The sequence below is a fragment of the Chitinophaga sp. LS1 genome, assembly GCF_034274695.1.
Lineage (GTDB): Bacteria > Bacteroidota > Bacteroidia > Chitinophagales > Chitinophagaceae > Chitinophaga.
Map to the genome: position 1 here is coordinate 7178804 of NZ_CP128362.1, position 25181 is coordinate 7203984.

30 protein-coding genes and 1 pseudogene are annotated in these 25181 nt (G+C 41.4%); 12 read left to right on the plus strand and 19 right to left on the minus strand.

Going from position 1 to position 25181, the window contains the following annotated elements:
* Positions 1–285: 285 nt before the first annotated feature.
* The gene (locus QQL36_RS29295; RefSeq protein ID WP_083724302.1) at positions 286–2790 is read right to left on the minus strand and encodes a family 43 glycosylhydrolase; all 2505 of its coding nucleotides are present in this window, start codon (positions 2788–2790) and stop codon (positions 286–288) included.
* 243 nt (positions 2791–3033) lie between these two features.
* On the opposite strand from QQL36_RS29295, the gene QQL36_RS29300 reads away from it, so the two are divergent.
* On the plus strand, positions 3034–3630 hold the full coding sequence (locus QQL36_RS29300) for a hypothetical protein (RefSeq protein WP_321567707.1): 597 nt from the start codon (positions 3034–3036) through the stop codon (positions 3628–3630).
* Between the two features lie 61 nt (positions 3631–3691).
* On the opposite strand, the gene QQL36_RS29305 is transcribed toward QQL36_RS29300, so the two are convergent.
* Entirely contained in the window at positions 3692–4102 is a 411-nt protein-coding gene (locus tag QQL36_RS29305) for a cupin domain-containing protein (RefSeq protein ID WP_321567708.1), read from the minus strand.
* 105 nt (positions 4103–4207) lie between these two features.
* Here QQL36_RS29305 and QQL36_RS29310 point away from each other — a divergent pair, with 105 nt between their 5' ends.
* Together QQL36_RS29310 and QQL36_RS29315 are read left to right on the plus strand one after the other, a co-directional pair.
* Complete coding sequence (locus QQL36_RS29310; protein ID WP_083724306.1) at positions 4208–4675, plus strand: AraC family ligand binding domain-containing protein; 468 nt, start codon at positions 4208–4210, stop codon at positions 4673–4675.
* A gap of 30 nt (positions 4676–4705) precedes the next feature.
* Positions 4706–5464, plus strand: a pseudogene (locus QQL36_RS29315) (FAD-dependent oxidoreductase); the annotation flags it as partial.
* Positions 5465–5477: 13 nt separating this feature from the next.
* On the opposite strand, the gene QQL36_RS29320 reads toward QQL36_RS29315, so the two are convergent.
* The gene (locus tag QQL36_RS29320) at positions 5478–5951 is read right to left on the minus strand and encodes a TlpA disulfide reductase family protein (RefSeq protein WP_321567709.1); all 474 of its coding nucleotides are present in this window, start codon (positions 5949–5951) and stop codon (positions 5478–5480) included.
* Positions 5952–5997: 46 nt separating this feature from the next.
* Here QQL36_RS29320 and QQL36_RS29325 point away from each other — a divergent pair, with 46 nt between their 5' ends.
* Positions 5998–6147 (plus strand): hypothetical protein, encoded by a 150-nt coding sequence (locus QQL36_RS29325; RefSeq protein WP_321567710.1) that lies wholly within the window; start codon positions 5998–6000, stop codon positions 6145–6147.
* A gap of 343 nt (positions 6148–6490) precedes the next feature.
* Here QQL36_RS29325 and QQL36_RS29330 read toward each other — a convergent pair whose 3' ends face one another.
* Entirely contained in the window at positions 6491–6841 is a 351-nt protein-coding gene (locus QQL36_RS29330) for an EthD domain-containing protein (protein ID WP_321567711.1), read from the minus strand.
* A 79-nt stretch (positions 6842–6920) separates the two neighbouring features.
* Between QQL36_RS29330 and QQL36_RS29335 the strand changes: the two genes are divergently transcribed.
* Positions 6921–7301 carry a winged helix-turn-helix transcriptional regulator gene (locus QQL36_RS29335; RefSeq protein ID WP_083724314.1) on the plus strand — a complete coding sequence of 127 codons (381 nt, stop codon included), beginning with the start codon at positions 6921–6923 and terminating at the stop codon, positions 7299–7301.
* Positions 7302–7568: 267 nt separating this feature from the next.
* Here QQL36_RS29335 and QQL36_RS29340 read toward each other — a convergent pair whose 3' ends face one another.
* Positions 7569–8276: a Crp/Fnr family transcriptional regulator gene (locus QQL36_RS29340; protein WP_083724316.1), complete on the minus strand. Its 708-nt coding sequence runs from the start codon at positions 8274–8276 to the stop codon at positions 7569–7571.
* A gap of 115 nt (positions 8277–8391) precedes the next feature.
* Between QQL36_RS29340 and QQL36_RS29345 the strand changes: the two genes are divergently transcribed.
* The 4 genes from QQL36_RS29345 (at position 8392) to QQL36_RS29360 (ending at position 11288) form a co-directional block, all read left to right on the plus strand.
* On the plus strand, positions 8392–8994 hold the full coding sequence (locus tag QQL36_RS29345) for a class I SAM-dependent methyltransferase (RefSeq protein ID WP_083724318.1): 603 nt from the start codon (positions 8392–8394) through the stop codon (positions 8992–8994).
* 1 nt (position 8995) lies between these two features.
* Positions 8996–9724 (plus strand): YoaK family protein, encoded by a 729-nt coding sequence (locus tag QQL36_RS29350; protein ID WP_321567712.1) that lies wholly within the window; start codon positions 8996–8998, stop codon positions 9722–9724.
* Between the two features lie 163 nt (positions 9725–9887).
* On the plus strand, positions 9888–10664 hold the full coding sequence (locus QQL36_RS29355; RefSeq protein WP_321567713.1) for a phage integrase SAM-like domain-containing protein: 777 nt from the start codon (positions 9888–9890) through the stop codon (positions 10662–10664).
* Between the two features lie 12 nt (positions 10665–10676).
* Entirely contained in the window at positions 10677–11288 is a 612-nt protein-coding gene (locus tag QQL36_RS29360) for a site-specific integrase (RefSeq protein WP_321567714.1), read from the plus strand.
* A 348-nt stretch (positions 11289–11636) separates the two neighbouring features.
* Here the strand turns inward: QQL36_RS29360 and QQL36_RS29365 are convergent, their stop codons facing one another.
* From QQL36_RS29365 to QQL36_RS29375, 3 genes are all read right to left on the minus strand, one after another.
* Positions 11637–11810 carry a hypothetical protein gene (locus QQL36_RS29365; protein WP_186452496.1) on the minus strand — a complete coding sequence of 58 codons (174 nt, stop codon included), beginning with the start codon at positions 11808–11810 and terminating at the stop codon, positions 11637–11639.
* 565 nt (positions 11811–12375) lie between these two features.
* Positions 12376–12777 carry a hypothetical protein gene (locus QQL36_RS29370; RefSeq protein ID WP_321567715.1) on the minus strand — a complete coding sequence of 134 codons (402 nt, stop codon included), beginning with the start codon at positions 12775–12777 and terminating at the stop codon, positions 12376–12378.
* A gap of 26 nt (positions 12778–12803) precedes the next feature.
* A complete protein-coding gene (locus QQL36_RS29375; RefSeq protein WP_145670789.1) occupies positions 12804–13880 on the minus strand; it encodes a helix-turn-helix domain-containing protein in 1077 nt (358 codons plus the stop codon).
* Between the two features lie 225 nt (positions 13881–14105).
* Here QQL36_RS29375 and QQL36_RS29380 point away from each other — a divergent pair, with 225 nt between their 5' ends.
* A complete protein-coding gene (locus QQL36_RS29380; protein WP_255373922.1) occupies positions 14106–14888 on the plus strand; it encodes a transposase in 783 nt (260 codons plus the stop codon).
* Positions 14889–15009: 121 nt separating this feature from the next.
* Here the strand turns inward: QQL36_RS29380 and QQL36_RS29385 are convergent, their stop codons facing one another.
* Genes QQL36_RS29385 through QQL36_RS29410 form a run of 6 tightly spaced genes read right to left on the minus strand, consistent with a single transcriptional unit; the run spans position 15010 to position 18764 of the window.
* Positions 15010–15297, minus strand: coding sequence for a hypothetical protein (locus QQL36_RS29385; RefSeq protein WP_321567716.1), 288 nt, complete (start codon positions 15295–15297; stop codon positions 15010–15012).
* 58 nt (positions 15298–15355) lie between these two features.
* Positions 15356–17119 carry an IS66 family transposase gene (gene tnpC / locus QQL36_RS29390; RefSeq protein WP_083730637.1) on the minus strand — a complete coding sequence of 588 codons (1764 nt, stop codon included), beginning with the start codon at positions 17117–17119 and terminating at the stop codon, positions 15356–15358.
* Positions 17120–17165: 46 nt separating this feature from the next.
* Entirely contained in the window at positions 17166–17534 is a 369-nt protein-coding gene (tnpB, locus tag QQL36_RS29395; RefSeq protein ID WP_083730638.1) for an IS66 family insertion sequence element accessory protein TnpB, read from the minus strand.
* A gap of 3 nt (positions 17535–17537) precedes the next feature.
* On the minus strand, positions 17538–17864 hold the full coding sequence (gene tnpA, locus QQL36_RS29400; RefSeq protein WP_072362417.1) for an IS66 family insertion sequence element accessory protein TnpA: 327 nt from the start codon (positions 17862–17864) through the stop codon (positions 17538–17540).
* 31 nt (positions 17865–17895) lie between these two features.
* Positions 17896–18402 carry a hypothetical protein gene (locus tag QQL36_RS29405; RefSeq protein WP_321567717.1) on the minus strand — a complete coding sequence of 169 codons (507 nt, stop codon included), beginning with the start codon at positions 18400–18402 and terminating at the stop codon, positions 17896–17898.
* 11 nt (positions 18403–18413) lie between these two features.
* Positions 18414–18764: a hypothetical protein gene (locus QQL36_RS29410; RefSeq protein ID WP_321567718.1), complete on the minus strand. Its 351-nt coding sequence runs from the start codon at positions 18762–18764 to the stop codon at positions 18414–18416.
* 298 nt (positions 18765–19062) lie between these two features.
* On the opposite strand from QQL36_RS29410, the gene QQL36_RS29415 reads away from it, so the two are divergent.
* Together QQL36_RS29415 and QQL36_RS29420 are read left to right on the plus strand one after the other, a co-directional pair.
* Complete coding sequence (locus QQL36_RS29415; protein ID WP_321567719.1) at positions 19063–19470, plus strand: helix-turn-helix transcriptional regulator; 408 nt, start codon at positions 19063–19065, stop codon at positions 19468–19470.
* A 115-nt stretch (positions 19471–19585) separates the two neighbouring features.
* On the plus strand, positions 19586–21556 hold the full coding sequence (locus tag QQL36_RS29420) for an ATP-binding protein (RefSeq protein WP_321567720.1): 1971 nt from the start codon (positions 19586–19588) through the stop codon (positions 21554–21556).
* Positions 21557–21985: 429 nt separating this feature from the next.
* Here the strand turns inward: QQL36_RS29420 and QQL36_RS29425 are convergent, their stop codons facing one another.
* The 5 genes from QQL36_RS29425 to QQL36_RS29445 all read right to left on the minus strand — a co-directional run bounded on the left by QQL36_RS29425 (position 21986) and on the right by QQL36_RS29445 (position 25044).
* On the minus strand, positions 21986–22312 hold the full coding sequence (locus QQL36_RS29425; RefSeq protein WP_321567721.1) for a hypothetical protein: 327 nt from the start codon (positions 22310–22312) through the stop codon (positions 21986–21988).
* A gap of 37 nt (positions 22313–22349) precedes the next feature.
* A complete protein-coding gene (locus QQL36_RS29430; RefSeq protein ID WP_321567722.1) occupies positions 22350–23123 on the minus strand; it encodes a relaxase/mobilization nuclease domain-containing protein in 774 nt (257 codons plus the stop codon).
* Positions 23113–23331, minus strand: coding sequence for a plasmid mobilization relaxosome protein MobC (mobC, locus tag QQL36_RS29435; protein ID WP_321567723.1), 219 nt, complete (start codon positions 23329–23331; stop codon positions 23113–23115). The genes QQL36_RS29430 and mobC overlap by 11 nt, the downstream gene beginning before the upstream one ends.
* A gap of 644 nt (positions 23332–23975) precedes the next feature.
* Positions 23976–24311 carry a helix-turn-helix domain-containing protein gene (locus QQL36_RS29440; RefSeq protein ID WP_321567724.1) on the minus strand — a complete coding sequence of 112 codons (336 nt, stop codon included), beginning with the start codon at positions 24309–24311 and terminating at the stop codon, positions 23976–23978.
* 196 nt (positions 24312–24507) lie between these two features.
* Positions 24508–25044: a hypothetical protein gene (locus QQL36_RS29445; RefSeq protein WP_321567725.1), complete on the minus strand. Its 537-nt coding sequence runs from the start codon at positions 25042–25044 to the stop codon at positions 24508–24510.
* Positions 25045–25181 lie beyond the last annotated feature (137 nt).

The window sequence follows — 25181 nt, forward strand, 5'->3', positions numbered from 1 at the left end:
AATCTAAATAGGTTTGATGTAAATAAGTTTGATCCAAATAAGTTTGATCTAAATACATTAGATTTAAAATAGGTTCGATTTAAAATAAAATTAAAAGCCTCCGGGGGAATAAAATCCCGGAGGCTTTTTTTATGAAAATTGATCTCATCTCTGTTGGTGCATTCCTATACCTATCACCTGACGGAGTATAGTCAGACATTGTATGATGTAGTAATGGCACTGGGCAAGAGGGGGAAACTACATGCCCAGACCATCAGAACAAAATAATAATTTAACAAATAACATTTACTCCTCCATCCTACAATTCAACAACCCCGTTCCCGTATCAGTAGAAATCAGGAAATTATCAAACGTCATATTCGCCGCATGTACCCGCATCCCTGCCTTGCCACTGATGAACGGGTTCGTATCCGTATATTCTATCACCGGCGTCAACATATCATTCAGGTAGATCTTTATCACATCCCCACTTATCACTGCCCTCAGCTTATAAGACTGCCCCGCCGTCAAAGCCTGACTCTTGTAAGCCAACGTCGTCCAGTTATAGTTTTCCTTCCCAAACACGATCCCCCCGGCCTCTATACCTGCATAATACCCCTGCTGGTAATCAGAACTGATATCCGTAGAATTCCCAAACTGCTCTGCCGCCGGATTACGGGAACGGAATATCAAACCACCATTACCACCTGAAGGACAGGTGACATCCGCCTCCACCGTATAATCCGTCCAACCTACATTGCCCATCGTCCTTTTCCCATAGCCATTAATACCCGCCTTCCCGGCAGATACTGCCCATGGACCATTGTCATAGTTCCATGATGCATTAAAACTACCCGCATCAAAATTGTCAGCGCCACTGGGGGTAATGGTACTACCTGATTCAAATTTTAAAAACGCAAAATCAAACTCCCCTTCTACCGTTTCCAAACGAATCGTATGATTACCGGCAGTTAGATTCAGGTTCCGGAGCACAGCCGTACGCCAGGTTGTCCAGGCACCCGTAGCCGGAATGGCAATGATCCCGGATACATCCGCACCATCACAATACACCCGTAGTTTGCAGGCGGTGTAAGTCGTTGCATATCGCAACCCCAAATGATATGGCCCCGTTTCCTGCACATTCACATTGTACTGATACCATTCACCTGTCTGGTTCCAGCCAATATTCTCACCACCTTCCTCACTATCACGAATATCTACATTGTCTGTCCGGTATTTACCTCCTGTATTACCACCAGACAAATCATGATAACCAACTCCTTCCCCACCCTCATTGTAATGCACGGCAGGAATAGTACCCGGTACAGGTTTATAAAAACTAAATACGCCACTGCCATTTACCTTGTTGCTAAAAGCTGTGTACCCAAAATCAGCGTGATCGCTATAGGTCGTTACCCCTATCTTACCACCAGCCGTAATATTGGCTGTACGGGTAGATTTCAGCATGCCATCTACATATATCCGGAAGGTAGTCCCCTCTTTTTCTACCCTGATCACATGCCATTTCTGGTAGTCATAACCGGGAGGCAGGGCAATGGCATTGACACCAATTGAAGTACCGTTTACCTTGATATCGGTTTCTAATGTGTTATCATAACTACTTAACAACGCCGTACCATACGTATTTTCATCAATGTAAGAAAACACAGCGCCAAAGCGGGCAGCATTCGTACCCCTCTCCATTTCTTTCATATTGAATTCGGCTGTGTAATTTGCGGCACTGGTAGCTGTGGTAATTTGTTTGTACCAGGTAGTGGTCGTTTTTGTATCCTGCCACATCAGTTCCTGGTTGTAAATACCCCAGGTCCCGCCATTCACATTCGTCCAGGTACTACCAATAGCTGTCCGGTCAAAACGATCGTAGAAAACAGGCAAAGCAGGAGAAGGTTGTGTCCAGTTAGTCGGACCATATACCTGTATCCGGTCACCATTAAAACCCATCGGGTCAATGTTCAGTTTTCGGTTAGGCCCTACGATACTACTTTGACCAAGCAGGTTATGATAAGTGATGAACCAGGTATCGAGATCAGGACCAATAAAAGAACTACTATGCCCCAGGCCAAAGAAAGTCCCTTCCGTATTGAGCAGAATAGGATTGTTGGCACCAGCGGTGTAACTACCCAATGGCGCCGTGGAGGTAGCATAGTTCACCCTGTAACCTTTACTGAATACGTGATTACCTGTATAGGTCAGGTAATATACCCCATTACGTTTAAAGAGCGTGGAGCCTTCTGTCCAGCCATTGAGGTTAGCACCACTCAAAGTAGTGGCAGATCCGATCACTAAGGGACTACTCATTGCTGATCCCTGTATACCACTGCCACTGGCATTCGTGAAGTACATAGACGCATTGTCGTCGATGAAAACGGAGCCATCGATAGAATGCCCCAGGTTGCCCGTCTGCAAAGAGAAAGGCCCTGTTGGACTATCGGCGGACAATACATAATGTCCGTTACCTGCCGGTGAGGTGTACATGTAAAAAGTGCCGTTCCAGTAAATGACTTCGGGGGCATAAGCGCCTTTGGAAGTCGTTACGGATGCAGGCACAGCCAGACCTTCGTAGGTCCAGGTCACCAGGTCCCAGCTGCTCCAGCACTTTACACCATTCTGATCATCGCGGGTACTACAGTACAGGTAAAACTTACCTCTGAATTTAAAAATGTAAGGATCTCCGATACCATATTCTCCCCATTCGTCAGAAAGGGTGCGTGGATTAGTAATCTGGCAAAATGTTTGAAGGGAACAGCACAGAAAAAAAATCAATAACGGGATTTTGAGGGAATTCATCATAAAATATAGGATTTGTACTATAAGATATGGAATTTCAACAATTCTACGTCTTATTACTTAAACATATACTCATGAGAAAAACCTTGCTTATCAGTATCTTCTTTGAGGGCAGTAATGAAAAAGGACAACTCGATTTTATCAGAACGGATGAGGGCTATCAGCTGATCGGCGTGGGGTTTGGGAGATAATTATTTTGATTATTTTTCAGTTACCTTTACCCCTGCAAATTATTGAAATAGAAGAATGAAAACAGAATTTTCGGAAGTCTTGCAGGAGAACCTGCTATTCTGGAACATGTGGAATATCGCGTATGCGTATGACCTGCTGGCCCAAAACCACGAAGGTTACGAAGCCCATTTTGAGCAGCTCCGTGAAATGTGGGATTTCTGCTGGAAGGCAATAGCAGCAAAGCACATCAACCCCGATGAGTTTGAGCAGGTCTTCGGAAAGACCTACCCGGCTGAGTTTGATGATGAGGGCGCATTTCTCAATCCAGGAGATATTCTTCATCAAACTTATGATGATCTAAGAGATACCATATTGAGTGAGTTTTGTATCACGCTGCTGGTTGGCGCATTTAGTACTATCTATGATGGCATCACTTCAGGCAGAAGATATGGTACACGAGCAGGGGAATTGCCGATTGAAGTGCTCTATGGAATAGCAGCTTCCAATGGATTAGAAAATGAATTCCGATCTCTCCCAATTGTACAGGATGAATTAGCAGCACAGGCAAAACTACTGCAGGATCTAAGTCTGCCGAATCAGTATACCATACAGGACAGACATCTATACAGGAATCTGGAACTCATGCAATCAATGCAGTTTATCGAACAATAAGAACTTCAAACCTTCCCCGCTCTCAATAACTTATAAAGGTTCCACCTCATCCGGCAAAGTTTTATTTCTTAACCGCCAGCGGTTGTCCATCACCGCCCAGGTACACCACAAACAGCACTACATCGGTCGTCCCTTTGTTTGTTCCTTTGTGGTAGGTATCATAAGATTCTACAAAGCTGGCACCTTCCTTATATTCAGCAGGCTGATGCCCTTCTATTTCGACAGTCAAAGTACCTTGCAGCACATAAGAGAATACAGGGATCAGGTGCTTATGCCAACCCGTTGTTTCACCCGGCGGAAAGGTAATTTTGGCCATAGTCACCTTTGCATCTTTAAATTGTGGGTACACGATCTTCTGCCCGATAGAGTTGACGGTGGTGTCTACTAACTTTTCAATTTTCAGTTTTCCGGCGTACTGTTGTGCATGTACGGTAGTACTAATGAAAATTAATAATGTCAGAATGGTTCTCATTGTTTTTTGAAATTTGATGCAATGTAATAAATTTACAAAGGAGGTAGGAGAATAATGAGTACTACCTCTCAACGATTCAAATTATAGCGCTAAAATAAAAAGTTCATGCCGAAGCATAATAAACCAATTCCTGTTATTGGCTTACCTCCCGATATAGGCATCATGCTTTTTAAGACCACGGCCTCATCCCTACGCGGTCTCGAAGATGTACAACAATCTCACCGGGACAGCTGGCATTTATTAACGCTGCAACTGAAGGGGGCCACTACCATGGAAGTGGATTTTCAAAAGGTCGTTATAAAGCCATCCTCCGTATTCTACATGCATCCAAACCAGGTGCATCGTGTTATCTCCTTTAAAGACGCTGTTTTTTATAGCCTGATCATCGACAACAAAAGCCTAAAACCTGAATACTTAAAATTACTGGAAGATCTCACACCGGTGCAACCACTTCCGTTAAACAAAGAGACCTTTACGATCCTTTCTGAAATAGCCGCTGTCTGCATCAAATTGTATGAAAGAAAAGATGTAAAATTATACGCATCATTATTAAAAGACAGTTGCCATACGTAAGATGCCCTACACCCCAATACAGTTGTATGGGATAGCCAGTTTGTGTCCATGACGCAGGACGGTGAAGGTTGGATACTGACTTTCAATAATGGTACAACAGCCAAAGCAGATATTGTAATTGGCTCAGATGGCGCCCGCTCAAAGATCCGTCCTTATGTTTCAGATACCCAAACCCTGTATTGTGGTGTTACCTTTATACAAGGAGAAATTGACAATCCAGCGGCAACCTGTCCGGAAATATATGAACTGGTGGCCAATGGAAACCTGGTTGTATTGGGTGATGAAAAATCTATTACCGTACAACCGCGTGGAGATGGGGGATTGACCTTCTACGCTGCTGCAAAGTATCCGGAAGACTGGACAATAGATGCTTCCGACAAGGACGAAATATATTCCTTCCTGCTCGAATTCTATGAAGGATGGAATGAGCTCTTTTTTACCTTATTTAAAGCTTGTGATAAATTTACCGTCCGGCAGTTAAACTATTTTCCACTGGATCAAACCTGGGAACCGCATTCCAATATCACTATCATTGGTGATGCAGCACACCTGATGCCACCATCTGGAGAGGGCGTGAATACAGCTATGCTGGATGCGTTGGATTTAAGCGAGCATCTTACAAACGGAAATTATAACGACATACAAACTGCTATTGGGGCATTTGAAAATAAAATGCGTGCACGTAGTACAGTGCTGGCGCAAGAGGCATTGGAAAGCAATGAGGTGATGTATGGTGAAAATGCATTAGCAGCATTGGTAGGCATGTTAGATCAAAGGGAGTCTCTTTAAAAAGTGAACCTTCTTATTTACCTGCAATCAGGTCAGCTAATATCTTGCTTATTTCCGGTGCAGAATAATCGAAACCACCGTCAGTGCGCCAGACAATCTCTCCATTTTTATTAAGGATGTCAGTAGCGGGAATTGTATGGTAGTAATACTCCCGTGGTACAGCGGTGGGTGCCGCATACACAGGTAATGTGTAATTCTTCTTTTCCATGTAGGCATTTGACTTTGGTAAATCGCCGTCAATATCTACTGTAAGAAATACCACGTCTTTAAAGGATTCTTTTAATGCCTGGATGGTAGGCATTTCCTTTACACAGGGCTGGCACCAGGTAGCCCAGAAGTTGATAAATACCACCTTTCCTTTCAGAGAACTGATCGTAATGGATTTGCCATTGGCATCTATGAGCGCCAGTTCAGGTGCACTGCTTTGCGCATAGGTAGTAAAAGCAAAGCAAGTGATTATAATAAAGGTTTGAATAATTTTCAGCATAGGGACACAAAGTTATGCATTATTTGATTTAATTAAATTTTGCGACATGAATCGGCCATTCCCCATTGAAAACATTGAAAATCAGTTCCTGTATCGTTTTCCGCAGAATTTTGCCAGTCAACTGAGTGTACCTGTGAACCGCTATAGTCACTCCTTCCAAAAGATCTCCGGTACCTCTACCACCGCTTACCGTTGAAATCGCCATTCGGCCGGTTCTTTTGCGCGGGTGGTAGCCTTTGCTATTAACCAGCCGGAAGATGTGGAATATCAACGAGGTATTGTTTTGTCCCACCAAACAACCAAACAATTGTGAATCAATCACTTAAGTTTCAGGGTATGTCTAAACCAGGTATATGAATGTTCGCTTCGCCTCTACCATAGCTCATTCCCGAGGATAACCCGCCTATAAGCCGCCTATAACCCGCCCATAAGCCGCACATATCCCGCATCTATATAGAGGCGGGATATCTACGGCTTATGGACGGGATACTTACGGGTCAGGTATATGTTTGTGTCCTTTTAAACTTCCATCCTTATCGTCAGGAACCAATATTATCGACCACTACTTTCTCATCCGTCACCAGCATCATTATCTCACCCGATTTGAAAAACTTCGGCTCGTCTGGTTGAATGTTCTTTTTGTAATACTCATTGGCAAAAAATGTATTAAAGTCTTCCAGCGAAGAAAAATATATATCTGTAATTCCATCGTACTCCGGCGCTGGAAAACCTGCTATCGCGACAGGATGAGAAACAACGTATTTTTTGACGTATTTACCCGCCTCAGGATGAGACATAAACAAAGGCGCATGGTGGTTTCTATGATAACTAACGAACTCTTCGTTCGTCATCCCCTCTACCTTCCTGATTAAAAATGTAAATTTCAACATAGAGATTATTTTGACTGCAAAACTATTTTCAGGGAGAAATAATTACAATAGCGGACAATTTTATGCGGATATTTGAAATATGTATCAAAAGAAAACGACCACTCAGACATATTGTGGATTACATTTATTTAAAGAGCTGCTGAATGGTAAATGGAAGCTGATGCTGATCTCTTATGTCTATAAAGGATATAAACGGCCGGTCCAGTTACAGAAGGTGATACCTAATGGCGATCGCCGGGTATTGGATAAGCAACTCAACGAATTGGTGTTACATGGTTTTATGAAAAAACACGTATTTGATACAAAAGTGCCTAAGGTAGAATATGAATTGACTGAATTGGGTGAGAGTTTAATACCTGTGATATTTACGATTGAAGGTTGGGGAGAAGATCACAGAACAGACCTGGAAAATGTTTTAAAAGCGGATCCAAAATTCAGGGATACCCTGGACCATGCTTAATTATCTAAGGGAAAATTAAATACGACTTTACTCTTATTGGCTAAAGAATACCTCAATGCTGATAATGAATACAAAAAAATGTGAGAGGAGGAACAAATCTTTTTTAAGGCTGGTCGCTTCTTTTCGGGTGAGTAAACCTAGGTTGGAACCATTATTCTTCACCTTCTTGGGGGATTGCGTTTACGACATTTCTCATCCCATTACGACACTTTTTGATGCTTTTTTGTCGTAATGGCCTTATTTACGCCAGAAAATATAATAAATAGCTTACTGATAATTCGTCATCTGCACCAACGCCTTCACATTATAAATAATAATCGTCCTTCCCAGCGACCCTACTATACCCTCTTTTTTCAACTCTTTTAACAACCGCACCACATTCTCCTCCGTAGTCGCCGTCATACTCGCCAGATCCTTCCTGGAAATGTTAATCGCCACCCCGCTCGTATCATTTTCCGACAACTTGTACTTCTCTCTCAACACAATCAGCGAAATCGCCAACCGCTCCCGCACAGAATGCTTTGCCACAATCGACAAGCTATTTGCCAGCACACTATATTCATGACTGAGCGCACTCAGTAAATGCTTAGACAAATTAGGCGCCCATTCTATCGCCGACAGGAAAGCATCCCTGGGTATAAAAGCAATCCTGCTATCTTCCAGCGCAGCAGCAGAGTCCGGGTAATTATTCCCGGATAATAAAGGATGATACCCGATCAACTCCCCCTCATTAGCCACATATACAATATGCTCATTCTCATTTCTATCCTGCTTATATTTCTTCACCTTCCCCTGCTGGATATAATAAATTCCAAAAGCAGGGTTATTTTCCCTGAAAATAATCTGCCCCTTTTTGTAAGTTTGCTCCACCATATCTGCAAACAACCTTTCCATCTCTTCCGCAGAAAGGCTCTCCATAATTGACCTGGACCGGAAAATCCACTTATCTATCGGGAATATGCCTTTTAAACTCATAATATTAAAAGTTGATTTTTATCAACTCATCAATTGACAACTTGCAAAGTTCTACCCACCTTAAGTTGATAATTTTGTTAGATTAATAAAGGTACAACTTATTATAGGACAGCGAATGACAAGTAATACGACAAAAGAAGACTTCTTTTCGACCAATAAGAATTTTGATCAGTTATATCCTCTCCCCATAAGCCGATTATCCAATTTGCACTGGACACCTATAGAAATTGCCCGAAAAGCGGCAGATTTTCTATCAGCTACCCCCGGTGCGAATATTCTGGATATCGGTGCAGGTGTAGGGAAATTCTGCCTGAATGCAGGGTATTATGCGGGTGATTGTAATTTCTTTGGTGTGGAACAGCGAAGTAATCTTGTGGCAATAGCGAACCAGGTACAACGTCAACTCGGCATCAGGAACGCCTCTTTCATACATGGAAATTTCACTCAGCTGGACTTCTCAGCTTTTGATCATTTCTATTTTTATAATCCTTTTTATGAAAACCTGGTGGATGAGAGTTTGCATATAGATGATAGTATTGCCCACTCAGAAAGTCTATATGAGTATTATGCAGGTTATCTGTATACATTGCTTGACACCCGACCACCAGGCACGCGGCTGGCTACTTACCAGAGTTCGCATACGCGCATTCCTGCATCCTATCAACTGGTTTCAAGTGACATTGACACGCTATTTAGTTGCTGGATAAAAAATACATGAGATGTTCAGACATCTGGGACAGAAAAGGAGCTTCAGGCATAATATCAGGCTGGCTATCCTACTCTGCTTAACGGCAGGTTTTGTCAACGCTTCAGGTTTTTTAGGATTCTTTATATTGACGACCAACATTACAGGACATGCGGCATTGCTGGCTGTAAAACTGACGGAAGGGGATCTGCGGGCTGTACGAATGGTTACGCTATGGCTCATTTTATTCCTGGCAGGGGCATTTTGTTCCAGCCTCTATATATCAAAGGCTGGTAGAGATAAACCACATTCGTATACGGTGCCGATGATGTTGGAGATAATTATACTTTGCGGGGTGGGGTACTTTGGACATACCTACGACAAGAGTGTGGTGAAGACAGAATATTTTGCAGGGAGTCTGCTGTTTGCCATGGGTATGCAGAATGCATTGGTATCGGTAGTATCAGGTTCGGTGGTAAGGACTACGCACCTGACTGGAATGTTTACAGACCTGGGTATAGATCTGGCGGCGGCGTTTTTGAAACATCCTGCAGCGTTGCAGAAAAGGATTGTGCTGAGGTGTACAATTATTATATCTTTTTTACTGGGAGGTGTGATTGGTGGATTTGCGTATGTGAAATTCCGGTATCATAGTTTTTATATCGCGGCAATTGTTTTGATAATCGCGATGTTTTATGATTTTTTCAGAGTGAATGTCAGGTTGTTTGTTTCGAGGGTACGCAAAAGCAGAAAAGCCGCTTAGTCTTTCGATTTAAGCGGCTTTTATATTGTGATCCCAGCGGGATTTCGTTTAGCCTTTTTAAGTTTATAGGTCTTTACCTAACTTAATTCTAAAGTTATGATTTTCAATATTCTATAACAACGATTCAAATTTTTCCGCCTTACCTTTACATCGGTTAACAGCATTGAACTCAACTAAAAACTCGACTAAATTTTTTTTGAGTATGCTGTTACCAATCAAACTAATCTGCCCAAAGGGCAAAATGCGCAAAGATGGCACCTGTATCGTTTTTATCCAGTATTGCGGGGATAAAACCATTCTCCTGAATACAGAAATAGCCATTCCCCCCAAATGCTGGAACCGGAAGTTTCACCGTATTACCGCCGATCTCCCCGCAACATACGGGGCCACTGACGATCTAAACGGCCAACTGGCAGCCCTTCTACGAAAGGCAAGCGATATTATTACTCATGCGGTGAAAAAGAAAGTACAGGATATATCTGCCTTTGCAAAGAAGACCTTTCACCCGGCTTTTGATACAGCCACGTTGGAAGAAAAGGCCAAACAGGCCGCGGCCCTCAACCCTAAAACAAATTTAGAGCTGATTTTTCAGATTGAAGATTATATCAAATGTAAGCGGGATAAGGTTTCTAAGGGCATGCTAAACGTCTACAAAAACATGAAAGATCATATGGCAGCCTTTCAGGAACATAGGAAAGCTCCTATTACATTTGATTCCTTTGATTTTAACCTCTATGAAAGCCTAGTTAACTACCTCACTTATGACTATGTGCAGCGTCGTAAATCGGAAATAATTAACGGCAAAAGGGAGCAAATTAGAGGCCTTAAAACCTCTACAGTAGGCAAAACCATCAAACAGCTACGTATATTCCTGCGGGATAGGATGCGCCGTAAAATCATCTCCCCGATTGATTTATCGGATTTTAAAATACTGGATTAAGAAGCGGACGCCGTGTATCTGACATGGGGGGAAATCGCTCGAATATATCAAACCGACCTTTCCGAACAACCGCACCTGGCTAAATACCGGGATTTGTTTGTCCTCGGCTGTCTGACTGGTTTGAGATTTTCCGATTTTTCCTCTATACAACCGGAGGACGTGCGGAAGGGGTCATTATACAAGCAACAGGAAAAGTCTGATCATTGGGTTGTTATACCTTTGAGGGATGCAGCGGAGGAAATACTAATCAAGCGCTTTAACCGGCAGATTCCCATTGTAAGCAATCCCGAATTTAACCGCCATATCAAAGGGGTAGCCCAACTGGCGGGCATTTGTGGGTTAATAAAGTTCTCCCACAAAAAAGGTAATAAGGATATAGTACAGGTAAAGCCCAAATATGCGTGGATTACCTCTCACACCTGCCGCCGCTCATTCTGCACCAATGAATTTCTTGCGGGAGCTCCTGTCGAGCTTATAATGAAGATCAGCGGCCATAAAAGCCTGCGTGATTTTTATAAGTACATCAGGATTACCCCGGAAGAAGCAAGCCGGAAGATCCGGGAAATATGGGAAAAAAGAGGTGAAATCGGCATATCTGCCGCGGCTTTGCAAAATGTAGGGTAACTAATAAGGGGAAGGCTTTACCCCTCCCCGCATTACCTATCCTAATAATACTATTGAAGGTTGAAAAAATTACCGTCCAACCCTTCTTAGCACTTTTTCAAGATCATTAAAGGATTTGTTCGTATCAGAAATGCTTCGTTTTACGGACCCATTAACATCTTCCAATTGTATATTGGCTCCACAAGAACATCGTACGGTCCTCCTAGTAGCCACGTCCTTTAATGTAACCTGATGGTTTCTACCGCATCCACATTTGACACTGACTTTTTGTTTCGATATATCAAACATCATTTTGCTTTTTAAGAGGTAAACAAGGATGAACAGTTAGAGCTGTTCATCCTTGCATGCTTATTTTTCCTTTGTTACTCCTTTGAAAGGTTTTCCATCTGATTTCCCATCTATAAACCTACCTGTGTTTGTATCTCTTTTTATCCAAACCTCTGTTTTAGGATTATAAGTCTGGGTTCTTTCCTTTACTGCTCCATTGCGGTGACCGTCACCGACTTTGCCGTTCTTAGCCATAGTTAAACATTTTTAAGACTAAATAATTGTTAATTGAAAGAGTATCTCTTCCAGGGAATACGAGAAGGATCAATTCTTGATAAAAAGTTGACAATGTCCTTTCTACCCTGGTAAGTAGGTCTCCCTCGTCCATCTTGGGCCATCAAAATCAATGGAACACCCGGAAAAAGCCTTCCAATATTTTGCCGAGCATTCTCGCATTCATTTATACTACTTAGCACATAGGCTCTTACTACCACTATGGCAAAAGTCACTCCTTGCTCCCTTATTAGAGCTCCATCGATCTGCATTTCAATAAAATTAGTTATTAGTAATTCATTGCTCTCGTACATCACGGAGTTAGAGCAGTAAGCCGGTAGATTTGTGGCTAATTGTTGAAAAAGTAATTTGTTTTTTCAAATAAACTACTACCTTTGTGGTCTGAAAATTCATCAACAATAGCTGGAATGCGAGGGGGTACCAACCCCTGCTAAGCTTTCTACTACTTTAAAAACATTCCTACGAAAATGCCTTATAAGTTCCCGCTTTAAGGCATTATTTGTTTTTGGTAGTTTATATTTTTCCTCTATTTAAATACATTCATTAAAAACTCACGACGCTGCGTGTCTTCTATGTTCTGACGAAAAAAATCAGCAGGTGAAACAGAGTTAACACCAAAGTTAGCGGCGATTTCTCTATAAAATTGAAACTCACTTTCAATTACCATTACACATGCATTAGTCACGCACATGTGAATCACTAAAAGGCCTCCCTTTCCGATGTGAGACATATAACTAGAATGCGTCTCTGCAAAATCAAGTGCATCTGCTCCGTCATCAACAAGATCAACTATACCAGCCCCGATCATACGGTTGATCAATGTTTGTTTCTCCAAAGAGTAATAAGAAATTCTGAACTCTGAAATGATTATTTTACAGCCATTATCAATAATTGGTTTGACTAAGCCACACCTGTCAAGCGTTATCAATAAGTCTATATTGTAAAAAAAATACATCATTTGATCTCTAGCATTCCATTTCTATACATTTGTTCCAATTTATCTATTGGCGTATTAGTCAATTCTGCTGCTTTTTCCCATGTTATTCTTTTTTCAGCAATAGCCTTAGTAATCAAGTTCTCAATTCGAGCAGGCTTTTCAAGACTCTTAGTATATCTTCCAAGGCTCATTTGGCTATCTCTCCAAATATTATAAGTCTGTAGCCAATTATCTTTTGTTATGTTATTTATAATTCCAACATTATTTGCGCGTATGATGATTGCAGGAATGGAAATTCCGTAGGCTTCCTTTAATGAAATAAGCTCTATAAGAGAAATCGATGTCCGATCCTTTCCGATCGCTGATATCAACACCTCATCGGGTAGAAGCATGGCTGCTGCAAAGTAATGACACATATTTTCTTGATCCCTCTTTGTAAGAGTAGAGCTAAACCTTAATAGCAGGTGAGCTAATTCATGAAGAATTGTAAATCGTTTCCTAGTTATTTCTGGGTCATCGAATGTGTTCACTATAATTACAGGTATATTTCCACTAGTATCTTCAATGTAACCACAAACCCCAGAAGAACCTGTAGGTCTTTCAATTGTCAAAATGATAAACCCTTTCAATTCAAGAAATTCTGTCACATCGTCAATTGGAGAATCGGCTATTTTCCATTTTTTTCTCAGCTTTTTAGCCGCTTTTTCAACATCACTATTAGTGCTTATTTCAGTATCAGCAACCGGATTATCAAATAAAATTCTTTCATTCATTATTGTGACAAGGTCCAAATATTTCTGGGCAACTGTCACTATCAATTCTCTTATTGTATTTTTTTCTTTTTCCTCATCTTGGAGTGTATGACCATCCCTAAACTCAATCAATTTTATTGACTGTGGCGGAGCGGAAAAGAAATGCCAAACCCTAACACCTAAAGCCTCTGATATTTTCTTTAATACCTTATTACTAGGAGTGATTGTTCCATCCTCATATTGTTGAATAGCAGGTTTGGAAACACCGACTAAGTCGGCAAGTCCTTGGATGGAAAAGCCTTTTTTAAGTCTTAGTTCTTTTATTTTGTCTCCGAATTGCATAAAAATCTACTTCGTATAGTCAAAGTTATGTTTTTTATTTTACACTATACGATTTTTTTTCAAAAAATTTTAACTCTCGGACATTTCACACAATAATTATTCATAGAAGTTGTTTACACTTTTTGAAGGATAAAAAAGGAAGTCCCAGGAATTAAGGATTTTTGTTTTGGCAAATAAAAACGAATAATTCTGGGACTCATAGACGAAGATAAGGTACGAGATTGGATTTTACCACATTTAAGCAAAGGCAAAAGAGGCTTTAAGGCCAGGATAGATTTAGTAAAAGTGGTTCTGTTGATTTTAAAGCGAATGAAAACAGGCTGCCAGTGGCGAGAGTTGTGTATTTGCGAATATTTTGATAAAGGGGCGACCTCGTGGCAAAATATTCACAGGTATTTTTTAAAATGGAGTAAAGACGGTTCATTCAAGAGGGCTTGGATCAATCTTTTATCTTGTAATAAGAAACTGCTGGATCTGTCAAGCGCTCAGTTAGATGGTAGCCATACACCTGTCAAACGTGGTGGCCAGGCGGTAGGTTATCAAGGCAGAAAAGCTTCAAAAACCAGTAATAGTTTGTTCTTATGTGACAACAGAGGTCAGATGCTGACGGTATCAACGGCGCAAAGTGGAGAGCATAATGACTTATACGATATAGTGAAGCTGTTTAAAGAAATGATCGGGGTTCTGGAACAATCCGATATCAATTGCAATGGAATATTTGTAAATGCCGATCCTGGATTTGACAGCGAAGATTTAAAACAAGTATGCATTGACTACGAGATTGAATTAAATGTAAAACCCAACTTGCGAAATCAAAAGAAGCAAAGTGATGAATACCGATATTTTGATGATCAACTTTACAAAAGACGAACAAAAATTGAACATGCCAATGCCTGGATGGATGCTTTTAAAGCATTGCTTGTCAGATATGAAAAACTTGTTGAAACATGGATGGCATTGCAATGGCTGGCTCTTATAACCCTTTTTTGTAGAAAATTAAAAGTATAAACAACTTCATAATATATATCCATAACAAGAAAGATCCTAGCTGAGTTTCAAACAATGTAAGCTCAAAAAAAGAGCGTTTGAATCCCAAACGCTCCTTTTCTTCTGTAACCTACTATAGTCCTCATGCTTCATCCTTTTTCTGGTTGGTTTCATTAATTACTTTATCGTAAAAAGATTGACGATATTCCCTAACATCAATCAGGTGGCCCGCTTCGATGAGTTTTTCAAGATGCTTTTTTATTCCCAACATATCAAAATCCAGCGTTTCATCTAAGAAGGTTCTACGTGATATGCCCATAGAAAACAACTCACGGAGCAACTCCCGCCATTCACCCAATGTGAGTAAGTATTCGGACCTCGGCATTCCAGAATAATGTTTTACAGCCCTTATCTTTGCTGCTGTAATCATGGTATTGGCTATAAATGAAGTTCTTTGTAATTCGGGGCTAATCTGCTAATTGATGTAATCATGTATTTTTCTTCTTCCAATATGGAGGCAACAGATTAATAAGTTCATGAGCTGGGCAATCATGAAGGCGGTCATAGATATCTTTAAGATAAATATAAGGATCGATGTCGTTAAGTTTACAAGACTCGATCAGGGAGTAAAAAAGTGCTACTCTCTCTGCTCCATGTTCATTTCCGGCAAACAGGCTATTATTGCGGAAGGTAGTAACGGGTCTGATGGCCCTCTCGACGCCATTGTTGTCGGCATCGACGTATCCAAGGGTCGTAAATGCTTTTAGTTTGTGCCATTGCCCCAGGGCATAATTAACTGCTTTAATTATTGGTGTACCTGGCAGATGATCTATCTGCTGTTGTTCCAGCAACCAGATATGTATTTTATCGAGAAAAGGAACGCTATATTTCTGACGCAATGCCAATCGCTGGTCATCGGTCATCTTTTTTCTTTCGGCAAAGGCTTCTATCCTGTAAATGATGTTGAACAATGTCAATGCTTCTGCCGCTAGCTTTTTATCATATTTCTCTGCTTTCTTAAAACCGCGGCGGATATGGGACAGGCATGTCATTAGGTCCACCTCCTCATTATCTTTAAAAGCTGCTACATAGCTACCCAGGCCATCCGCCTGAAGCGTGCCCTTAAAATCTTTTAATATCTGCTGTGGAACCTTATGTCCGCGGGATGGGTTAAATTCAAACAATACTAATTTTTGTTCTTCAGATAAAAATACCCATAGCCAACCCCTGGATGGTTTGCCTTCTCCAATATCATTGAGGTAATCTAATCTTGTCTCATCGACCTTCAGATACCGGGCCTGCACAATTACTTTTTTCATACATCTCAACAGCCTTAGCAGTTTCTTAAAGGCCACCTCTTCCCAACCATTTACCGTTGATGCTGCGAAGCTGATGCCAGTAGTGCTTTTTATATACCGTAACTGACGTGTATATGGATCCCCATATCCAAACCGGCGGCTGTGTAAGTGTGCCAGCAGGCTGTTTCCTACTGTTCCTTTTTCTACCAGACGAGGGGCTACTGGTTGGCAGACAAACTTTTTATCTTCTGTACGATATTGAAGCCGCTCCTGTTGTACTTTAATAATTTTACCCGGCTTGTATTCGTAATAGGTCGTCACTTTTTTGCCCATAGGGATCAGGCCTGTCTTGTCTCCTTCGACGTCAATTGTTTCTGTCACTACTTCTATACAAGATGGTTGTACTCTTCTACCTTTATGAGCGAGATGTTTTTTCTTTTTGCGGTTGCCTTTCCGGATCTGGTCATCCACTTGTTGAATATCGCCTTTTGTGGAGGCTACTCTTATAATCTCTTCCAGTTCGGTCAGATCAAAATCAGGTCCTAAGGTTTGTTGTATGGCCGCATCTACTTTTTCACGTTCAGGTATAAATTTCTCACTCTTTTTACCCTGTAGCATTTCACATAACTCCTGTAACTGCCAGCTCTTCTTTTCTCCCTGAGCAACCTGCTCTTTTAAGAGCGCATTTTCACTTTCCAATGCTTCGATCCTGCTTTGCAATTCAATGACCTGATGTTCTCTATCAAGCATAATCTCATGTGCCTGATTCAGATAACGGTTTAATTTATCACATGCTCCATTCTTTGCTTCCAGCTGGTTATTCAGGTCATATATAATCTTACCAAACGTTATTCTCTCTCTGGTCAGAGATTCCAACAACTCCCCATTGGTCTCCGTTAGCGTGGAGATTTGTTTTAATGCATCTGTTATAGAAGTGAGTAATTCAGGGCGCACTGCTTTGTGTCATGGTATTGGCTATATTAACGCAAAAACAGCATTATTAGTTTGGCTGATCTGTTGATTTTCCTGACTTTCTTTCGTAACGCTTTCTGTACTTAATCTCGATTCCTTCCAGGATGAGCATCACATCTTTGCGTTCAATCATCATCGCCTGGCAACCAGGATCATAAACAGGTTTGCCAAAGGTGCCTCTGGCTAGTCTTTTGTAATAAAGCGCCTGACCATCTCCATCAAATTGCAACATTTTCACCTGGGTGAGACGCCCGTTAAAAAACAAATAGATGATGCCCTTAGCTAATGGATCAAGTGCCATTTGATTACGTACGATGCCTGACAAACCATTTATTCCCATCCGCATATCCGCTGCAGATGTATAGATATAAAAATTATAACCAGCTAATGACAACATTGACTAATGATTTAGCAAGGTGAGTAAATATTCTGCCGGCACAGGTTGATAAATTGCAATACCGCGCACTTCAGCAAATAAGTTTGAATTAACAGGCTCATTTGATGATGCTACAATTTTTACGGGAAGTATTGCTGGTGGTGAGGATGGAACCGGTGAAGTATTGTTTGTTTTCTTTAACCAGTAATAAAAACTGCCTTCACTTATTTGATGAGCCCTGCAGTATTCGCTAATAATCATGCCGGAATCAGGCTGCTGACGAACATGGAATGCCATGTCTACTTTTAAGGGAGAACCAGGGAGAGATCTCTGAATTTGCTTCTTTCGCATCGTTTAAATTTTGATGCAATGATCGCAATATTTAATTTCTATTCGGGAACGCCGAGAACCGAATACTTACCAATGTGAGAAAGGAAAAGAATTTTCCTAACACCTGATAGGGGTCTAAAAACTCCTTATAGGCGAGGCTTCTAGGGAAATTGTCCCATACTTCACGGTAGGCAATAGCTTCCCCTTTGCTTTGCCTAATCCATGCACAAAATAAGCGGGGGTTCATCAAGTCAATTTCTTCTTCATCATCGCTTTGCATGATGATTGCTTTTCTGTCCCTATTGTCCAATTGTCCAATCAAATAGGCGGCTTCAATCAATGATTCCGTTCTTTCATAAAAGAATTGCAGCCCGGATGCCGATAGCTTGCTCGGCTTCTCCTTACTGGTTGAACATAACCACTTGTCTAAAATTTGCCTCGCCCGTGGCATATCATGTGCGGAGTAATATTCGTGTATTACTTCGTGAGGGTCGCGTATTTCCTCGGTTGTCAGGCGCAAAGGAAGGTTATCCCATGCGCGGGGAGTAGTAAAATACATAACTGGCGGATTTATAAATTTGAAATACTGGTTTGTGACTTCATGCAACCGGGAAAGGCTGTAAGGATGCGCCCTCCGCTATCTGTCAAGACGGTTAAAAGGCTGGTTGGGAGCTGGTTAAAGTCGTGGCCTATTGTTTTTCCGGTATCAATAACCCTTTTAAGGTAAGTAGCCCCCGTAACCTGTTCAACCGGCTCTGTATTGGCATCCCGGAGCAAGGCCAAGATTTCAACTACGGGGATAGTAAATTTACTGACATTTGGGTGTCTGGGAATTTTAAAATGATGCCTTTCCATAATATGAACCAGCGACCCTACTGTGATATAATAAGACTTGCGGAATAATTTTTTTCTGTCCTTCATGGGTACGCTGAACATAGCAGCGTTCACCAGTTCATTCAGCCAGTTTTGCGTGTCGCTAAGTAGAAAAACGAGCCTTATTCACTCGTCTTCATTAAACGGCGGGCTTAGGTGAATCTTTTCTATTTCTTTCATACCTTAAATTTTGGAGGTTATTTGAACATGGATGCAAGATTAGATGTAATAGAGTCATAATCAATTCGTTATTAGCGTATTTTATGGGGATAATTAAGTACTTTAGCGGGTAAATTATCCAGAATAAAGGCATATTTTAGCAGTAAAAAAATCTTATATTCGTTACATGAGCGTTACTACTATGAACAAAAGCATCCATGAGGGCCGGAATATCAAGCGATTCCGGGAAATGTTGAACATAACCCAAGAAGCTATGGCGGCTGATCTAGGCGATGATTGGACGCAAAAAAAGATCTCCTTGCTTGAGGGAAAAGAAAAGATTGAACCTGAAATTTTAGATCAGGTTGCAAGAGTTTTAAAGATTTCACCAGAAGCAATTAAGAACTTTAGTGAAGAAGCAGCCTTTAATGTCATAGCAAATACATTTAATAGCAATGACACTTCAACGTTAAATGCCATTAATTATAATTGCAGCTTTAACCCTTTAGACAAGGTTATAGAATTATATGAACGTTTGCTTACGAGCGAAAGAGAAAAGACCGATCTGTTACAGGGTAATCAACAAAAGAAATAAAAATCTTCAAATCGAAAAACCACCTAATTAGGTGGTTTTTGTCTGGCTATTATGACTCCAATTAGCTAGATACCTCCATCAACTGATCCAGCATTAATTCAAAAATCCCTGTTAAATGAAACCTTTTGGAATTGACTCCATCAATGAATCGGAGAGAAAAGAAGTCGCGAGAAGAGCATTAAACAATTTACTAACCTCATATGCAGATGAAGCGGATATATTTACTGAAATTGTTCAGAATGCCGTTGATGCAATAAAAATGGCTGCAGACCAAAAATTGTTCTCATCCCATCCTCCAGAACTTACCATTGTTATAGGACGCCGAGCCACCGGCCATCATTATTTTTTTGTAAAGGATAACGGGACTGGAATGTCGAAGGATGTTGCACATAATTTGACAGTTCCAGGTTACTCCTTTGGAAAGAAAAGAGGTAAAACAATAGGATACAAGGGAGTCGGAGCATCATATTTTTTTGCAGCCAGTCAAATGGCGAGCATTCAAACTGTAGATATCAAGGATAATAAAACAGCTTATACAATCAAAAATTCGTATAACTGGATAAAGAATGATGAAGAGAACGAACCAACAATCGAGGATCACGCACAAGTTCCCAACTTCTTAAAGGATTTGCTCCCGGATTCAAGAGGAACAGCTATTTACTTCCAATTCCATGATGGAATGAAGCCCAAAAACTTGAACAACCTAGTAATAATTGGAGATGGACCGGATAGGGAATTGCAAAACTGGGCTTCCTTTCTGACGATTAAGACAGCATTAGGCATTTCCGAACCAAACGATTTACTCAAGGATTTAAAGATTAATCTGCACTTAGATCATGGTGATTCCCAGTATTTTCAAACTTGGAAATATGGAAACTTTGATCTTGACGAAAGAAGTTTAGGATATCCATACCCTCACAAAGTATTCAAAGTGGGTGTCGATAAATCCACTTTAGATAACCTAGAGCCACAACATAGATATAGACACATACGGAAAAATCAAGCTGTTTATTACAGATGGGGCGCAGAAGAAATTATAGATCTGACCCAAACATTGGAAGAAAATGAGAAAGAGGTATTACGACAGTATCTAAAATGGGCGGAAGGTTATCTTTGTTATTCAGTTGATGTTTTCAAGGAAATTAATAAACGCCTTGGCGGAAGATCAAACTTATTACGTTATGGAATGAGGATTGTCTGTGACAATACACCACAAGGGAGAATTATCGATTTAAGCCTTACCAGCAGCCAAGGACTAGATCGCCAATCTCATGTTATATTGTCATTTGAGAATTTGGAGCTTGACACCGGAAGGAAGATATCAGCCGATGAATCAATTGCAAATGCAATTAATAAACTTGGCCAGAGAATCATAGCAATACTTAAAGAATATAGATGGGCCATGAAGAAAAAGGAACGACCGGATCCCAGTTCTGACCTTGAAGCCTGGAGAAATTCTGTTGACTCAAGATCGCAAACATCTCTTGTTAGTGATTTTTATGAAAAATTTTCGTTATACCCGGTATTCAAAGTGGACCCTGACACCGAACAAGAGGTAATAGCCCTATTTACATCCATTCTTTCCAATAGCCTGTTAAAAGGTTATCAATTACTTGCAATCTCCGGATTTAACAGATATGATGCCCTTATTGACATAACTTCTGATTTTACAGGCTCAAGGGAACTTACTGATATAATATCTAAACGTTCAGATGATTATAAGATTGATGGCAAAGGTAAAGTCCTAGAATTCAAACATAATTTTGATGACTTATTATTCGATTTCGAAGAAAAGACTAAAAATCCAAGTGAAATTGATTTAGTTGTGTGTTGGAATGTGCCTAACCTTAATGTAAGTAGAGGTAGAATTGATCCTATGTATGGAAAATGGAAAGATCATAGAATTGGCTATGGGATATCCTATATGTGGTATGATGAAAATGACACCTCGACAATTCCTATTATTTCGTTGAAAAATTTACTTTCAGAAATTCTCTCTAAAAAAGAAAGCGAATGTGGTGAAACTGGGCTAGGATATAGTCTATTACGGCAAATGGAAACGCAGGATGCGGCCCATTTAATATAAATAAAAAATAGTCGTAAAAAATGTTGCTACCCCCTCATTTGAACAATGATTTTTCTACAAACGTTGAGGAAGGCGGCATTGCCGCAAAAATCATTGTTCAAATGTGGGGTTGCCCGCCGCAGGCGAAAAGTTGACCTGTCCTGCACTAATTTTTACCCTACCGAATTTCTCCAGCCTTATTCCTTAGCCTGATTACTTCTTCTTCCTTTCCCCGCGCTTCTAATAACATAGATGCAATCCGCTGCCTTTGTTCCTCCCATTGTACAACGCTATCCCGGAAGGCTTGGGGGCGTGCATGATAGAGGCTATCAATTTCAGAAAGGAACGGGCGTAGCTGTTTCCTCGCCTGTAGCTGTATATAACGGTATTTTATATCTCCTGCCCTATAAACCTGTAATATAGAGCACGTATTGAATAACCACACACCCCCTAAGACAAGTAATAGGAACAGCAAGCGAAAACAATCATCCCTGCATTTACATGATGATGATGCTTGATTTCCTGTATAGGCGGACGTTTTAGCAGATCGTTATTTATCTCAAGATTTTGCGATAGCGTATAAACCGCCGTTGTAGGGAATTTCAGACGACCCGGCATTTCCGCCATATAAGCTTTTATTTGCTCTAAAGAAGTACCGATATTCTTTAACTGTTCTGTGTAGTCCGGAATTTCCGACCCTGCACTATTTATTTGCCGGACACCTTCATCAACTTTATTTAACTTGTCTACAATTGTCTGCAATAACAACTCATTCATAATACATAATTTAATTCATTCTTAAATAGGTTTACTGTTACAAGCGCATACCGCGCCTATTTGACGGCTTTTGATCCTGTGTAATCTGCTGCTGCATTGCCTTTTGCAAGCCAGCTATAGAATACTTCCGGTCAATGCTGCTACCTTTAAAGGCATACAAACCTTTTTTAAAACTAATCCCCTGCAATTGTTGTGTATCCCCCTTATGCTTGTACTGTACGTCTATTCCTTTCTTCATTAGCTCCCTTTCCAATGCTGGCAAGGTTTTACAACGGAGCAATACTACTTCGATAGCTTGAAAGATTTCATAACGGGCCGCCTCTTCTTGGTTTAGGGCTTGCAGATTGGTAAGGCCTATTTTCTTGTCGATAGCGGGAATAAGCTGATACTTTTGTGTAAGCTGCTGCGCGGTCTTCTTCCCACGTAGTCCTATCCAGTTATCACGGATTGCCTTTCCCGGGTTGTTAACCAAATTTGCAATGATATGTAGGTGTAAATGATCGGTGTCTGTATGCTTTGTTATCACATATTGGGTATTAGTTACGCCTAGCTTTTCGAGGTACTCCCGTCCTATCTGCGCCAATGCTTCATTGGTTAACTGCTCTCCAGGATAAAAGCTAAGGATGCCATGAAAAACGGCCTTTCGCTTATCCGGTAACTGTTGCCTGTTCATTTCAAAATCATTCCCCATATGCCTATAGCTGTAATCTCTTACCCCTTCTGCTTCCAGTATTTCCGCCTGCTGTTCATCTGGGCAAACGTAACGGCAGCGGCCATAAAAGGATTTACCGATAATTACTTTACTTATCACGTTTTAACCAGTTTAGTAGGTTGTCAATCTGTCCACGGTAACTTTCAAAAAGTAGCATAGCATTCAACATGCCTTCCTTGTGGGCTTGTTTCGATACCTGATTGATATTATTTGCCATCCCTATTAACTGTTTGATGTATGCCCGTTCTTCGTCGTTTAAACGGGTTGTAACGCCGCCAAACAATGCCATCTGACGGATAAATTGCATATTCCGGAGTAAAGCAGAATGCTGGTAAACTTTGCGCGGAATAAGCAGATATATCCAGTATAACGCAAACCCACTTTAATGGCCTTTTCTTTCACAATAAAATACTCGGCTTTGGTAAATCTTACGCCTGTACGTATCTCTTTCCTTACGGCTTTAGGCGGCCTGCCGCCTTTACCTTTCCTCTTTTCCTGCGTCTGTTGCATATCTGCTACGTTTAAATCTTTGAGGGCTGGCAGCTTTGCTGCCCTGCCCGATCTTCCCGTACAGGTGGCAACGCCACCTGTACTTTCTGCGCAGACGGGTAGCGTAGCTGCCCGTCACCAATCCGCTACAATCTCCGCTGCATTATCCCCCTTGCGACCAACGGGAGCGAGGGGGCGAGCGGTTTTTGCGCAGCAAAAACACCGCTCGCTAACGGAGCGAAGCCCGTTCCGAATCCGCGAATGGGATGCCGAAGGCGGCCCGTTCAATCTTCGCGGGTGGGGCCTGTGTGGAGCAGCCTCGCCCGATCTCAGCGTACAGGTGGCAAGGCCGCCTGTACGATCTCCCCGGACGGGATGCCAAAGGCAGCCCGTTCGATCTTCAAGGGGCGGGGCCTGCGTGGCAGCCCGTCCCATCTCCGCGACAGGTAGCACCGCTGCCTGTCATTCGTTCGGCTGTTCTCCGAGCTGTAATAATTGCTGAATGTCGTTCCAAAGAAAATAAACCCTCGACCGGATTTTGTACGGCTTTAATTTGCCGTGTTTTATCCAATCGTAAATGGTAGGCTTAGTAACCTGAAATAGCTGACAAACCTCACCGATTTTGTAGAGGGGCTTATAGGTGAGGCCGGGGGTATCATATGCCGGGGTATGTACCGGCTGCCTTTCCAGTTGGCTGCCTTCTTCCCGCACCAACACACGCAGCATTTGCCAAAACTGTTCCGGCTCAATCGGGAATAGCATTGGCGCTGTCTGCACATTTCTTTCTCTCTTTTCCATATTATACCGATTTATACGGCAAATATGGTTGCTCAGGGAAAAGAAAACAGGCTAAGTATACTTGTTTGGCGGAAAAAGGGAGGTTTTGACCGTATGATCTGAGTGATATTAGGGTCGTGGGAATTTTTGCTCTAGGTGCTTTAGCCATCGGATGCCTTCGTCAAACTGCATTTCTTCCAAGATGGCATAGGCTTCGTCAAAACTTTTGCTCACTTCTACACGATGGCGATTCTAATTTGGCCCGCTTATCACTCTTATAGACCAACTCAAGTGCTTTTTTGATTCCATCAGGGCTTGATCCGAAAATTTTGTGTAACAGATCTGCGCATTTATCGGTAGCGGCTAGGTAGTTAGCATTGCTGGCGTTATCAAATGCGTATAAAAAAAACACCAAAGCGCGGTTGGTTAACTGGTCTCGTTTACACTTTTCCAGCCATGCACGTTCCCGGCCTTCATATGCTGCTATTACCGTTTCCAACTTTGGCAGGAAATCGCCAGTAAAGATGGGTCGATAAAGAATGAAATACAACGGCAGATATACAGTTATTCCCAGCGTCACGCTGACAAGCATATAAATACTGTTCAATTGACCATTGTAAAACCAGACAGCAACAGTGGCGACAACAACCAAAAACAAATAATGTCCAAGCGCATTACTCCAATACTCATTAATCAACTGTCGGCGCGTCGCCTCGGCTGGCCAACTCGCATAAATATCACGCTGCCCCTTCATGAGTTTTACGGAAACGGGAATAAATGTAGCTGTATTTTACAGGTAGGTCAAAGGTGAAAAAGGATTTCAACTGCTTCATGTTCAAACTTCTCATATCCATAGTTTATATACTATAAATTTACGAAACAACCAACATG